This is a genomic window from Chryseobacterium sp. II3a (assembly GCF_057815135.1).
On the sequence record NZ_JBYPZJ010000017.1, the window covers coordinates 1 to 13,673 of the forward strand.

A 13,673-nucleotide genomic window follows, 5' to 3' on the forward strand; every position below is an offset into this window, starting at 1 on the left:
TCTTTGAAGAATTTCTCCTGATGACTTATCTGTCCATCTTCTTCTTTTCACATGGAGTTTTACGATTTTACCCCTTAATGGATAATCATCCACAACAATCTCAGACAGAAAACCCTTTGATTCCAACTGCCGTTCTTTAAACTCTTGTGGAATACTGTTTTTTTCTTCAAAATAGATATGAAGTTCACCATTGTGGTCTTCTGCTTTGAGGATGTCAAAGTATTCAACTAAAAATTCTGGAAGTAATAATTTGAGAAGTTCGTGATCGCTTAACATAATTCAAAGATACATCAACTTAACATTTCCCCCAACTTTTGAGACTGATCCATATTCTTCCCTTTCTTATCTTAGAGGTATGGCAAGAATACACAAAAAACTTTGCAAAATTAAGGCTTAATTAAACCGTTTCTCCGTTTTTTATCTAACCTTTACAAAACCATAAACTTTGCACCTTTTTTCCTTACAATTTTACATAAAGTCTATTGAAAAGTAATAGTAATTAGAAAATTATCTTACTCAAAAACAAATTATTATTACCCCCTATCTTATAAGTACTGCGATATACAAACAAAAAATCCTCGGAAATTCCGAGGATAAAAACTAATAACCATGAAAACTCAAATTAAACATGAGTTGCATTTGTATATTGAAAAATCGTGCCAAGAATTACTTTTTTTGAAAAAAAATTAAAATTTTATTCATAAACAGAGAAAATTAAATTAAAAAATCACCACCCAAAACAGATTGAACTTTAAATATATACAAATAATAACTCTACTAAACACTACATAACAATTATCAAATCTCTCAATGATTAACAAATCAATAATTAAAAAAACTTTAAAATAAGCAAGAAAGAAAAATTCTTCAAAATACAACAGACAGCCAATGAGGACATGGAAAATTACAAATTGGCACAATTTATTCTATTATTTAACATAATCTTAAATCCAAAATCATGTCACAAAAACAATTTAATAAAACAGATTTTACTCAAAATGATCAAAAACAATATCAGATTGAATTTAAAATGAGTGAAATAGGTGAAGGAATAAACCTTATTGTAGAGAAACGAGATGAAAAAGGTGTATATGAAATGGTACAGGCTCCCGTCAGAAGATTAAACGACCGCATATTTGTTGTTTGGGATCAGCCTTTTGATGGCAGAATTATTTTCGATGAATAGAATAAATAACTAAATCAAAAAGCCTCCGGGTGGAGGCCTCAAAAAACACAAATGATGAAAAAAAATTTTATATCAGAAATAAAAATTAATCTTTTAATTCTTAATCAAAATTAAGTCTTACTTTTTATCTGTTTTATGAGCCCAGTCATAAAAATTCTTACACATTACTTTCCCTTTATATAATACATTTTTTTCTTCCTACTATAAAATAAAAGTTCCCCTAAAAAACGAGGAACTTTTCATCATAAGGATATATGGAATAGAAAATGTTTATTCAAAGATACCTCCTCTATCTCCAAAAATATATGAGTATAGTCATAAACCCTGTAAAAATAAAAGGCCTCCATGCGGAGGCCTAAAAAACACAAATGATGAAAAAAATCTATTCAGAAAAATCCAAACAGAATATCATGTAAACTGTTGTTATACCGTTCTGGCATATTCAACAGCTATTAATTACTGTATATCGATTAAAAAATCCTCATTCGAGGATTGGTAAATGTAGATAAATATTTTGTCTTTCACAAAGTTATTCCTCCCATGTGATCGGAACATATATTGTAATGTACCCGTCATCATCTATATTTTCATCTGATACAGTAGCAATTACTGTTCCATATCCTACCCAACCTCCCTGGCCTTGAATTCCTGAAAATTCATAAGTCCCTGCCGGAAGATCTTCCTCAGAATATTGTGGAAGCGCACGGTAATTATATTGCCCAGTAAAATACTCGTCTCCTGTGGCAGTATTTTTGGCAACAAAACCTCCCAGATCAAATCCTGAACCTGAAAGCATTTTTGTTCCATTCATAGAGATCAATCCGTAACGAACCGGATAAGTCTTTGTTTTTGTATCCTTCACAGATACTTCTGTACGAGTTTTAGACGGAGATTCCACAATTTCAGTGGAAGAAAACGAAGTAGTAACAGCCAGTAATCCTACTACAGCTGATACTGTAAAAATTGATTTTTTCATATTGAAAGTAATTTAGTTCCTCAAAAATAGGCATCCTAAATTAATTCAACAAAAATTATGGATTAACTATATTTTACGAATTCTTTTCTCGTAAAAATCCCCTGTTAGCAGCAGAGAGCTATGATTAAGCTCATCACAAACCTTATGCCTAAATTTCCCAGATCCTCTCTGATATCCTGATATGAATCAAAATTTAGAATTATTTTAATTCTTTTATTATCAACTTTAACACTCTTTAACTAAAATTTGGCTTCATAATTGAAAATAAAAATAAATCTGGAGCCGTTTTGGCTTAAGCTTACTAAAATTTGAATTATGAGAAAGATAATATTAGCAGGTTTTTTATCCGTTTTCTTATTAACGGCCTGCAAGAAAGATGATAGAGTTGCTGAGAAATCACTGGAAGAGCAAAAACTTGAATTCCAGGCTAAACAACTTGAAATAGAAAAACAAAAGCTGGCTATTGAAAAAGAAAAGCTGGTATATGAAGCACAGAAAAAAGCTGATAGTATTTCTGAAACTAAAAAAGCAAAAGCTACCGCTGAAAATAATTCAAAACCAAGAGTTATAAAGGAAACAAGAACAGTATACCGTGATAGAAGCTCTAATTCTAATTCAGGAGGCGGAAGCAACGGTGGATATGCAGACAACGGAAGCAGTGCATCACAAGGGACTACTCAGAAAAAAGGTATGAGTAAAGCAGCCAAAGGAACCATTATAGGAACTGTAGGAGGAGCTGCCGCAGGAGCAATCATTGCTAAGAAAAACAGAGGTCTTGGAGCTGTAATAGGAGGTGTTGTAGGGGGAGCTACTGGTTATACCATCGGTAGATCACAGGATAGAAAAGACGGAAGGGTACAACCAAGGAGATAATTTTTTTCACCATAAAATATAAAGATTGCTTATTTTTAAGCAATCTTTTTTTATGATATTGATTCTTTGTTCCACTATTTTTCTCCTTCCGGTCTTATCAGGACTTGGGAAAATCATGGAACAACTTTGTGGAATTGTATTCCAGGGACTCTCCGGAAAAATGCTTTCGGGAATCATGGGAATAAGTCTTGTATGGACTTGCACTTCTTTTCTTATCCCTTTGAATATTTATGTAGAAATCCCAACTCTTTTACTGGGTTTACTTTACTTTTTTAAAGAAAAACTGTATCTGGAATTTTATAATTTTTCAAAAAAAGATTTTTTTTTAACTGCATTTACTTCCAGTATTATACTATCTACCGGCGCTTTTCATCCTTATATATTAGATCATTTCGGATATTATGTTCCCACTATTAAATGGCTTACAGAATATGGACTCATTAAAGGAATTTCCAATCTGGATCTTACTTTGGGCCAGATGTCGGTATGGCATATTTTCCAGGCGGGGTTTTCTAATTTTTCAGACCCTTTTCTAAGAATCAATTCAATACTATTGGTGATCTATAGTATTTATAGTATTGAGAGAAAAAATTGGATTCACTTATGTTTTCTCCCCATTTTATTACTTTTTTCACAGTCGCCAAGCCCGGACCTTCCGGTCATTATCTTTTCTTTAATTATTTTAAATGAAATGATCTCCGGAAATAAAAAAACAAGCCTGCTCTTTGCATTTTCTGCTTTTGTTTTTGCCATAAAACCAACCATGATCTGGGTGCCCATATTGGTTTTCCTTTGCAGTATCTTTATTTTCAAATCAAATTTAAAAAAGCTTCTTTTCGGAACTTTCATTCTATTTTTATTCTGTCTCAAAAATATCTGGACATTTGGATATCCGGTGTTCCCGGTATCTATTGGAGACTTTGGGTTCAGTTGGAAACCCAATTCTGAAATATTAAAAACATCTTCACAATATGCTATTATGAAAACCTATGACATGCAGTATTCATATGAGGAAATCCAAAAGTTCTCCTTATGGGATCATGTAAAAAACTGGTTCTTTCTAAAAGGTATCAAATCAAAAATAAACATCCTTTTTATACTAAGTTTATTCATCTTTTCAGTATTTGCGTGGTTAAAGAAAAAGAAGCTCATCATTTTGATCTGCATTTCTCTGTTGATAAAAAGTACACTTGTTATAGCTTTTTCAGCCCAATACAGATTTTTCATGGATGTATTTTTTGTTATATTTTTTGTTTTGTTTTATGAGTATCTGAATAAAAGAAAATCTATTGCTGCTTTTTCTATCCTCAGTTTATTTTTTATTTCATTATTATCTTTTCCTGGCCTTGTTCAACACTATATTCCAAGTTTTCAACTGGGGCATTTCATGGCTGGATTTAAAAAGAAACAGCTTTTTCAGCCATCAGTTTACCAATATCATCAATTCGATAGTTTTAAGGTGGGGAATTTAAAGTTTAATGTTTCAAAAAACTACCCCTACAACTTTGAAACCCCTCTTCCTGCAATCTCCGGAAGTTTTATTTTTGATGATGCCAAAGCCGGAATTTTCCCTCAGCCTATTGACAAAAATACCATAAGCAAAGGATTCATCTGGAAAAGAATGACTTACAAAGAAAAAAAGCAAGCAGAGGCAGTCATCAATAGTATCGAACACGTTCATTAACAGAACAAATACTGAAACTTTATTATGTGAAGAAAAAAAGGTAATTTTGTACTATGTTCAACACATTAGGTAATCTTCTTAGTCTTACAACATTTGGAGAAAGTCACGGAGTGGCTTATGGCGGTATCATCAATAATTTTCCGGCAGGTTTAACGGTAGATCTCGATAAAGTTCAATATGAACTGAACCGAAGAAAACCCGGCCAGTCTGCTATTGTTACGCAAAGAAAGGAAAGCGACACAGTTAAATTTCTTTCCGGAATTTTTGATGGGAAAACAACAGGTACCCCGATTGGTTTTATTATTGAAAACGAAAATCAGAAATCAAAGGATTATGACCATATTGCTGGAGCATATCGTCCAAGTCATGCTGATTTTACGTATGACCAGAAATTTGGTTTCAGAGACCACCGCGGAGGAGGAAAATCTTCTGCCAGAGAAACCATGAACTGGGTAGTGGCAGGAGCTCTAGCCAAACAGCTTTTACCAGAGATTGAAATCAATGCTTATGTTTCTTCTGTAGGGGATATTTTCTGCGAAAAACCATATCAGGCTCTCGACTTTTCTCAAACAGAAAGCAATGATGTGCGTTGTCCGGATGCCGAGACAGCAGAAAAAATGATTGCCAGAATCAAAGAAATTAAAAAAGAAGGAAATACTATTGGCGGGACCATTACCTGTGTGATCAAAAATGTTCCTGTAGGAATTGGTGAACCTATATTTTCAAAGCTTCAGGCTGAACTGGCAAAAGCAATGCTGAATATCAATGCCTGTAAAGGTTTTGAATATGGAAGCGGTTTCTGTGGTGCAAAAATGACAGGAAAAGAGCATAACGATCAATTCAACACAGATTTTACAACAAAATCTAATTTATCGGGAGGAATCCAGGGAGGAATTTCCAATGGAATGGATATCTATTTCCGTGTGGCTTTCAAACCGGTTGCTACCATTTTAAGACCTCAGGATAGTATAGATAAAGAAGGAAATGCTGTGATAGTAGAAGGAAAAGGACGTCACGATCCATGTGTAGTTCCAAGAGCTGTACCTGTGGTGGAAAGCCTTGCTGCATTTGTGTTGGCAGACTTATTTTTGATTAATAAAACGAGAAACATCAATAATTTTTAATATAAATATTTTTGGTAATGAAAAATTACTGGGATCAGGGAATTTCTTTTGAAGAATACCTTCAAATTGCAAAACAAAGATTAGATAATCCTGCTAACCAACAGGAAATTGAATATAAACAATATTATGAGCTCGGGCTTCAGAGAATGGACAGAACCGTTAAAAAGTATGTTCCGGATGAAGATCAGAGAAAAGAATTAGCAGCCAAAAATTTTGACGGAAAAATTTTAATTATTTCTGAAGCTTGGTGCGGAGATGCCAGTGCAACCGTTCCTGCTTTGTTTAAATTCTTTGAAGGTCATAATGAAATCAGAGTTTTTTTAAGAGACAGCGATAAAAGTCTTATCAACCAATTTTTAACCAACGGTACAGAATCTATTCCTAAAGTATTGATTCTAGATAAGGATTTTAATGTAAAAAATTCATGGGGTCCCCGTCCAAAGTATGGTTATGAATTATTAATGAAGTATAAAGCTGATCCGGAGGGTTATCCAAAAGATACTTTTTATAACGATCTGCAGATCTATTATGCTAAAAACAGAGGTAAAGATGCCGTTCAGGAAATCCTGGATCTGTTATAAAAAAAACAGAATATGAAAAAAGGAATTATTTATATTGCAATCATTGTCATCGTTGGTATTGTTGTATTTGTACCGGGAGTGAAGGATTATATGAAAAACCAGTTTTTTCCTATCGCTACAATTGAAAATGCAGTACACATCAATGAGGAAGATTATGACATTGAACTTAAAGGAATCAATGCACCCAGCACCAATCTTAAGAACTTTAAGAACAAAGCTGTTTTTCTTAACTTCTGGGGAACATGGTGCCCACCGTGCAGAAAAGAATGGCCATCTATTCAAAAGCTGTATGATACCAGAAAAGAGCATGTAGATTTTGTACTTATTGCGATGAATGATAAAGAAGAAGATGTAAGAAAATTTTTAAAGGAAAATAATTATACAGTACCGGTATATATTGCCCAAAGTCCGATATCTGAAAAGATTCTTCCTAAAGTTTTTCCTACAACATTTCTTTTGGATAAGACCGGCAGAATCCTGATTAAGGAAGATGCCACAAAAGACTGGGACTCAGAAACGGTGCACCAGTTTATTGATAATATCATCAAATAATTTTTTAACTAAATTTTATAATTTGTTGGTACAGGATTTGTGAAATTTATAATGTTGAAAAATTTGTTTAAATCCAAACACAAAATGAAATATTCAAAATTAAATCTTGCAAAAGAAGCTATCAGTCACAAGGGCTTTGTAAAAAAGATACCTGATATTTTCAGAATGGTAAAAATGTGGAGAAAAGGAATTTATCCTATGAAATCCATTGACATTATTCTTCCTTTACTTGGAATTTTATATGTCATCTCTCCTATTGACCTTCTCCCTGAATTTGCCATCCCGGTACTTGGAGTAATGGATGATCTGGCAGTATTGTCACTTACCATTCCTAAACTCATCAAAGAGGTGGACAAATTTTTACTTTGGGAAGCTGAACGAAAATATAACGGTGCCCAAGTGATTGACGCAGAAATCATAAAATAATAGTTTATTTATATTTTCAAAACCATTCTGGAGTTTACAGAATGGTTTTTTATTTATCTAATAGGCGATAAATTTTTAAGCCTTATTTCAAATCCTTAAATTTGCAATATCTAATAAAAAATAATGGAAAGTAAAAAAGAATTCTTTTTGGAGTGCTACAAGCTAGGCATCATTAAATTTGGAAGGTTTACCTTAAAAAGTGGTATCGAAAGCCCTTTTTATGTAGACTTAAGACCTTTAGCTTCGGATCCTAAAATCTTAAAAAATCTTGCTAATTATTTACTGGAAATGCTTCCATTGGATAATTTTGATTTAATCTGTGGAGTTCCTTATGCTGCTCTTCCAATGGCGACAGCAATGTCACTGGAAAGTTATATTCCATTAATTATTAAAAGAAAAGAAGCAAAAAGTTACGGTACTAAAAAACTGATCGAAGGAATTTACCAGAAAGGGCAAAACTGTCTTTTGGTAGAAGATGTTATCACCTCAGGAAAATCTTTGCTAGAGACTATTCCGGAAATAGAACAGGAAGATCTGAAGGTTTCTGACATTGTAGTAGTACTAGACAGAGAACAAGGTGGAAAACAGCTATTAGAAAGCAAAGGATATAGAGTACATACTCTTTTTAATATCTCGGAAGTATGTGGAGTTCTTCAGGAGACTGGTGAGTTATCTGATGAAGAAGTAGCGAGAATTCAGGATTTCTTACAGGGTAACCACATTCAGTTTGAAGAAGAAACCAGAGCTTCTTATGAACAAAAGCTAAGCAACACTCAGCATTCTGTTTCAAAAAAGCTATTGGAAACAGCTATAGCTAAAAAATCAAACCTAATTGCATCTGCAGATGTTACAACCACTCAGGAATTATTAGAGTTTGCAGAAAAAGTAGGCCCGCATATTATTGCTTTAAAAACTCACATCGATATCATTTCTGATTTTGATTACGAAAAAACAATTACCCCTTTAAAAGAAATTGCTGGAAAGCACCAATTTTTATTAATGGAAGACAGAAAATTTGCTGATATCGGAAATACTCAGGAATTACAATTTACAAGTGGAGTTTTCAAAATTACAGATTGGGCTGATTTTGTAACCTCCCAGGTAATCGGAGGTTTTGAATCACTGGACTGTTTCAAAAATGTAGGTGTTGTAGCTATTGTTGGAATGTCTTCAAAAGGAGCTTTAACAACTGCCAGCTATCGTGAAGAAGCTCTAAAAGTAGCTTTATCACACCCTAATGTAATCGGAGGAGTTTCTCAAAATAAAATTCCTGAAGATCTTCTGTTATTTACACCTGGTGTCAACCTTGCTGATTCTGGAGATGGAAAAGGACAGCAATATAATACTCCGGAACATGTTTTCAAAACTTTGCATACAGATTTCATCATTGTAGGAAGAGGGATTTATAAATCTGAAGATCCGGAAACGGCTGCTGTTACCTATAAAAATGAAGGTTGGAATGCGTATATTAATTCTTTGGAAAAAAAAGCAATTCAGAACTAAAATTCCTATAAAGTATATACAAAATAAGCTATATTTGAGCTTTATCACGGATATTTGAAAAAGATCAGCATTTGCCTCATTTTGTTTTGTGGAATCGCACAGGTTTCTGCACAGAAAGATAGTATATACATTGGAGCAAAACTCTCTCCTGACAATAAAACCCTTGAGGTAAGCCAGGAGATTGTGTATTACAATCATTCTGACAAAGACCTGCAGACGATAAAACTTCTGAACTGGATTTCTGCTTATAACAAACGCGGAACATCTTTAGTGTACAGAAAACTGGAAGACAGAAACAGCGACCTGCATTTTGCAAATAGCCATGATTTGGGAAAACTTCTGGAACTCAACATTAAAGATTCGGGTAACCAGGAAATCCCTGTTACTGCGCTTTCAGATGAAAATATTTTTCTACCCCTGAAAGAAGCATTAAAACCTGGTAAAAGTATTACCCTTCAGCTACACTACCGTATGCAGCTTCCCGATAAAAAATTCACGGGATATGGTACATCCGGCCAGAATACAGCTTTAAAATATTTCTTTATTGTTCCGGATCATTTTGATCCGGACAATAATTTTGAAAGAAAATACCATGATATTGAAGAGCCAGTAAGTTTCAATACATTCTGGACTGTAAATTTTGATATCCCAGTGAATAGCTTCATCGAAAGTAATCTTCCACAGATTCAGATGAATTCTTTTCAGGGTTATTTAGACTCAGATCCTGAATTTTCGGTTTCACCCAATGTATATCCTGTTATAAAAGTCAATATTGACGGTGCAGACACTGAGATTAAGTTTGGCTATAACCTCAAACCTGAGGAGAAACAGAATCTGGAATTTTATTTACCTCTTCATCTAAAATTTCTCAAAGAAAAAATAGACTATCTTCCGAAAAGTATATTTATTTCAGATAAGTTCCGAGCTAAAGAAGATTTCTTCGGGAATAATGATATTACTTTCTGGAAATTCAGATTTCCTCTATTTACAGAGACTGAAAAAACAGACCTGGATTATTTCGGAATTATTACCAAAAAAGTTTTGGATGAAAAAATCATTGCGGATAAACAAAAAGATCATTGGTTTAAAAATGGTTTAAAATCCTATCTTGAAATCCAATATCTGAAAAAGTTCTATAAAGATACCAAGCTTTTAGGGATGCTGCCTGAAACCAAATTATTTGGGCTTAAACCTTTAAAATTGTTTCATGCCTCCAAGGTAAAATTGCTCGACCGATATGGGCTGGCTTATCAATATATTATGCTTCAGAATCTGGATCAGAAAATTGATGAAGATTTTACAAGTTTGAGCAATTTTAACGATATGGCCATCAGCAGTTTTGAAACAGGAAGTCTGTTCAATTATTCTGCTGATAAAATGGGGGAACAGTCTTTTAATAATCTTGTAAAAGAGTATGTCTCAAAAAGTTCAGGAAACAAAATTAATCCAAATGATTTTTTGAAACAGCTATCAGAAAAAGAAAAATCTGCCTATTATCTTGAAAATTTTTTCAAACAGAAAAACAGGGTTAATTTTAAGCTGAAACATATTAGTAAAGAAAACGATTCTTTACAGATTAAAATTGCAAAAAATACGGATGCTTCTATTCCAGTGAAGCTTGAAACAGAAACCAGAGATGGCGAAAGAAAATCTTATTGGATAGAAACATTAGAAAATGAAAGAATAAAAGAGATTTCTCTTCCTGCCTCAGATAATATTTATAAAATAACTTTAAATAATGATTATATTTTCCCAGAAGCCAACTATCGGGATAATTTTCTGTATGCAAAAGGGATATTTTCAAATACAAAAAAAATCAAATTTAAACTCATAAAGGATATTCCAAATCCTGAATACAATGAAATTTATGTAAGTCCCAGGGTACGATTCAACAATACTTATGATAAATTTTTGTTAGGAGCAAACTTCAAAAATCAGTCATTCTTTGATCAGAAATTTTTGTATTCATTTACCCCAACATACAGTACCGGAACAGGTAAACTGACCGGTTCAGGAGCTGTATCATACTCTTTTCTGCCTGCTGAAAGCATGTTCAGAAGTATTACATTTGGAGTTTCAGGATCTTATTTCCACTATGATTATAACTTAGCTTATAGAAAAGGCTCTGTATTTTCCACTCTAAACTTTAGAAAAAATCCAAGAAGTACAGTAAGCAGAAGTTTAGGAGTTTCATACAACTACTTTGAACGGGACCTAAGTCCTTCTATGATCGCCAATGATGATTATAAAAAATACAATCTTTGGGGATTGGGATATAGCTATAGTGACAGTCAGATGATCCATGAGAAAAGTTTAAGCCTGAGTGCACAGGGTATGGAAGATTTTAACAAAATTACTGCTGAAGGATTTTATAGATGGGAATTCGCACCAAGACAAAAATTAAGTGTTCGCTTATTTGCAGGGTATTTCCTCAGAAATGATACGCGAAATGATTTATTCAACTATGGAATTTCAAGGGTATCCAACTATACGTTCTCTTATAATCTTTTAGGAGAAAGTGCCAGCAGTGGTCTTCTTTCACAGCAGTTTATTTTAGCAGACGGCGGATTTAAATCGTTCCTTCCCGGCACAGTTAATCAATGGATTACTTCTGTGAATGTAGATTCCAGTATATGGAAGATATTTCATGTGTATGCTGATGCAGGAATCTATAAAAATAAAGATCATGCTGCAAAATTTATATGGGATAGCGGGGTTAAAGTGAGAATCATTCCGGATTTTCTGGAAGTTTATTTTCCGATACAATCTTCTTTGGGATTTGAGCCAGGATTTAAAGATTATGCAAAGCGCATCCGATATACTTTGATCCTTAATCTCGGATCCGTCATCAATGCAGCAAGAAGAGGCTGGTATTAAAACAAAGAAACAGCTTATCTCTAAGCTGCTTCTTATCAAAAAATATTTGAAAAACTAATCTTTTATAATCTTTTGTGAAACCGGAGCGTTATTAACCGTTCCTGTTACAAAATAGGTTCCTTTGGGTAATTCTGTGATATCTATATTCTGAGCAAACTTTGTGGGAGACTTTTTCACAACCTGCCTGTAGGTATCATACACTTTTACATCTTTGATCTCCATTGCGAAAAGCACCTTACCATCTTTAATAAAAGGATTCTGAACAAAGCCTCCTTTTGCACTCCCTTCAGCAGAAAAATCGGCCATATTATCACTGTTATTCTCCAAAGTTCTTCTGATTGCTGTAGATGCTGTAGGAGAAGGAGCCGGGCCATCTCCTTTATATTGGTCCGCATTTGCGCCATAGCCTACAAAATCCAATACATTGGAAGAGGCTGGGCTTGTTACCTGTACAATATTTCCTGCCAGTACTACTTTTCCGGATGTACCAGAAATTCTTATTCCAACAGATTTATTGGGAGTCCCATCAAAATTCGTGACCGTTGTTGCTATGAAATCAGGTGTTGGAAGCGCTTCTACTCCCCCATCTACCGCAGCTTCCTGGATGAGATAAGTTTCTTCTGGTCCTAAAGTAAAATCAGGAAGAGTATGGTATTCTGTAAAAGCTCCGATTGCAGGTGCATACTGTATACTTGCTCCTGTTAAAGAAACCAGAGTAGTTCCTATATTTTTCAGAACAATATAGTTATTTTTGAAAACTGCCCCCGAATTTCCATTCCCACCATAGATCTCATTGATCACAATTTGGGCATTTGTAAAAGCAGTCATCAAAATTAAACCAGCAATAGTAAAGATTTTTTTCATGTAAATAATTTTGAAGCAAGGTTATAATAAAAATATCAAAAACAATACCTTTTCATTGGAAATTTACAAAAAATCCTTTATACCTATATTATATTCCAACTAATAAAAATTATATAAATAAGCATAAAAAAATCCGGCCATTTCTTCGAAATGGCCGGATTTGTATTTAATCTAAAACTAAATTAGTCTTTTAAGATTTTTCTAGATACAGCTTCGTTATTTACTGTACCTGTTACGATATAATTTCCTCTTGTTAATTCAGCAACGTTTACAGTTCCATTTGCTTTTACAGAAGCCTCTTTAACAAGTTGTCCAAACATATTGAAAACTTTTACATCTTTAACATCAGCTCCGAAAGTAATTTCGTTGTTTTTAACAAAAGTATTCTTCACGAAGTTAGCTATAGATTTCCCTTTAATTTCTGTAACAGCTAAAGTTCCAGAAGTTACAAGAATATCATCAATAAAGAATCTATTGTTAGCGGCTACTGCCCCTTCAAATTTAAGAGTTACAGCTCCTGTTGCTCCTGTTATACTCACAGTATAAGTGTTGAATTGACCTTTTGTTAAAGTTACAGATGCAGTATTTAAAGTAGCACCAGTTGCTGAAACATTTAAAGTAGTAGCTTCATTATTCCCATTCCAAGCTCCTGCTTTGAAAGTTAATGTTGCATTACCTGATAATGTAAAAGAAGGTGTCACAACAGAGCCTTTTAAAGATCCTGTTCCTGCTTTAAGACAGCCATTTCCTTTATAAACTTTCGTAAATGTCCAGTCTCCTCCTGTTGTGTAAGAACCTGTTCCATCAGTAAATGTACCATTCGCTACCTGTCCACTCCACAGCCCATCTGTTCCCCCTGTTCCTGTTACGTCATCAAATGTAGCACTAAAAGCTGTTTGAGCAAAAATTCCACTTGCTACCACAACTGTAGCAAAAAACGAATAAAGTTTTTTCATGATTTAAAATTTTATTTAATTAATTAGGTAGTAAAATTACAAAAAAACCGCTACTCATTTGAAGCAGCGAT

Annotated in this window: 13 protein-coding genes; 9 read left to right on the forward strand and 4 right to left on the reverse strand. The window is 33.7% G+C overall.

Features of this window, described 5'->3' with window-relative positions; translation table 11 throughout:
• The coding region (locus tag AC3HD6_RS23270) for an ISAon1 family transposase N-terminal region protein (protein WP_488898489.1) at positions 1-276 on the reverse strand (276 nt) is incomplete at its 3' end.
• A 682-nt stretch (positions 277-958) separates the two neighbouring features.
• Between AC3HD6_RS23270 and AC3HD6_RS23275 the strand changes: the two genes are divergently transcribed.
• The gene (locus tag AC3HD6_RS23275) at positions 959-1,186 is read left to right on the forward strand and encodes a glutathione synthase (RefSeq protein WP_488898490.1); all 228 of its coding nucleotides are present in this window, start codon (positions 959-961) and stop codon (positions 1,184-1,186) included.
• A 529-nt stretch (positions 1,187-1,715) separates the two neighbouring features.
• Here AC3HD6_RS23275 and AC3HD6_RS23280 read toward each other — a convergent pair.
• Positions 1,716-2,162 carry a hypothetical protein gene (locus tag AC3HD6_RS23280; protein WP_488898491.1) on the reverse strand — a complete coding sequence of 149 codons (447 nt, stop codon included), beginning with the start codon at positions 2,160-2,162 and terminating at the stop codon, positions 1,716-1,718.
• Positions 2,163-2,477: 315 nt separating this feature from the next.
• Here AC3HD6_RS23280 and AC3HD6_RS23285 point away from each other — a divergent pair, with 315 nt between their 5' ends.
• The 8 genes from AC3HD6_RS23285 (at position 2,478) to AC3HD6_RS23320 (ending at position 11,782) form a co-directional block, all read left to right on the forward strand.
• Positions 2,478-3,035 (forward strand): YMGG-like glycine zipper-containing protein, encoded by a 558-nt coding sequence (locus AC3HD6_RS23285; protein ID WP_488898492.1) that lies wholly within the window; start codon positions 2,478-2,480, stop codon positions 3,033-3,035.
• A 52-nt stretch (positions 3,036-3,087) separates the two neighbouring features.
• Entirely contained in the window at positions 3,088-4,719 is a 1,632-nt protein-coding gene (locus tag AC3HD6_RS23290) for an LIC_10190 family membrane protein (RefSeq protein ID WP_488898493.1), read from the forward strand.
• Positions 4,720-4,772: 53 nt separating this feature from the next.
• Positions 4,773-5,843, forward strand: coding sequence for a chorismate synthase (gene aroC, locus AC3HD6_RS23295; protein WP_488898494.1), 1,071 nt, complete (start codon positions 4,773-4,775; stop codon positions 5,841-5,843).
• A 17-nt stretch (positions 5,844-5,860) separates the two neighbouring features.
• The gene (locus tag AC3HD6_RS23300; protein ID WP_068944605.1) at positions 5,861-6,424 is read left to right on the forward strand and encodes a thioredoxin family protein; all 564 of its coding nucleotides are present in this window, start codon (positions 5,861-5,863) and stop codon (positions 6,422-6,424) included.
• A 12-nt stretch (positions 6,425-6,436) separates the two neighbouring features.
• Positions 6,437-6,976 carry a TlpA family protein disulfide reductase gene (locus AC3HD6_RS23305; RefSeq protein ID WP_488898495.1) on the forward strand — a complete coding sequence of 180 codons (540 nt, stop codon included), beginning with the start codon at positions 6,437-6,439 and terminating at the stop codon, positions 6,974-6,976.
• A gap of 84 nt (positions 6,977-7,060) precedes the next feature.
• On the forward strand, positions 7,061-7,402 hold the full coding sequence (locus tag AC3HD6_RS23310; RefSeq protein WP_068945196.1) for a YkvA family protein: 342 nt from the start codon (positions 7,061-7,063) through the stop codon (positions 7,400-7,402).
• 123 nt (positions 7,403-7,525) lie between these two features.
• Positions 7,526-8,905, forward strand: coding sequence for an orotidine-5'-phosphate decarboxylase (gene pyrF, locus AC3HD6_RS23315; protein WP_488898496.1), 1,380 nt, complete (start codon positions 7,526-7,528; stop codon positions 8,903-8,905).
• Positions 8,906-8,959: 54 nt separating this feature from the next.
• On the forward strand, positions 8,960-11,782 hold the full coding sequence (locus AC3HD6_RS23320; RefSeq protein WP_488898497.1) for an aminopeptidase: 2,823 nt from the start codon (positions 8,960-8,962) through the stop codon (positions 11,780-11,782).
• 54 nt (positions 11,783-11,836) lie between these two features.
• Here AC3HD6_RS23320 and AC3HD6_RS23325 read toward each other — a convergent pair whose 3' ends face one another.
• A complete protein-coding gene (locus AC3HD6_RS23325) occupies positions 11,837-12,646 on the reverse strand; it encodes a T9SS type A sorting domain-containing protein (protein ID WP_488898498.1) in 810 nt (269 codons plus the stop codon).
• Between the two features lie 182 nt (positions 12,647-12,828).
• Complete coding sequence (locus AC3HD6_RS23330) at positions 12,829-13,602, reverse strand: T9SS-dependent surface endonuclease, AS87_RS02955 family (RefSeq protein ID WP_488898499.1); 774 nt, start codon at positions 13,600-13,602, stop codon at positions 12,829-12,831.
• Positions 13,603-13,673 lie beyond the last annotated feature (71 nt).

Coding starts and splice junctions, on each gene's coding strand:
- AC3HD6_RS23280 (WP_488898491.1), bottom strand. CDS start 2,162: ATGAAAAAATCAATTTTTACAGTATCAGCTGTAGTAGGATTACTGGCT.
- AC3HD6_RS23285 (WP_488898492.1), top strand. CDS start 2,478: ATGAGAAAGATAATATTAGCAGGTTTTTTATCCGTTTTCTTATTAACG.
- AC3HD6_RS23305 (WP_488898495.1), top strand. CDS start 6,437: ATGAAAAAAGGAATTATTTATATTGCAATCATTGTCATCGTTGGTATT.
- pyrF (WP_488898496.1), top strand. CDS start 7,526: ATGGAAAGTAAAAAAGAATTCTTTTTGGAGTGCTACAAGCTAGGCATC.
- AC3HD6_RS23325 (WP_488898498.1), bottom strand. CDS start 12,646: ATGAAAAAAATCTTTACTATTGCTGGTTTAATTTTGATGACTGCTTTT.
- AC3HD6_RS23300 (WP_068944605.1), top strand. CDS start 5,861: ATGAAAAATTACTGGGATCAGGGAATTTCTTTTGAAGAATACCTTCAA.
- AC3HD6_RS23290 (WP_488898493.1), top strand. CDS start 3,088: ATGATATTGATTCTTTGTTCCACTATTTTTCTCCTTCCGGTCTTATCA.
- AC3HD6_RS23330 (WP_488898499.1), bottom strand. CDS start 13,602: ATGAAAAAACTTTATTCGTTTTTTGCTACAGTTGTGGTAGCAAGTGGA.
- aroC (WP_488898494.1), top strand. CDS start 4,773: ATGTTCAACACATTAGGTAATCTTCTTAGTCTTACAACATTTGGAGAA.
- AC3HD6_RS23310 (WP_068945196.1), top strand. CDS start 7,061: ATGAAATATTCAAAATTAAATCTTGCAAAAGAAGCTATCAGTCACAAG.
- AC3HD6_RS23275 (WP_488898490.1), top strand. CDS start 959: ATGTCACAAAAACAATTTAATAAAACAGATTTTACTCAAAATGATCAA.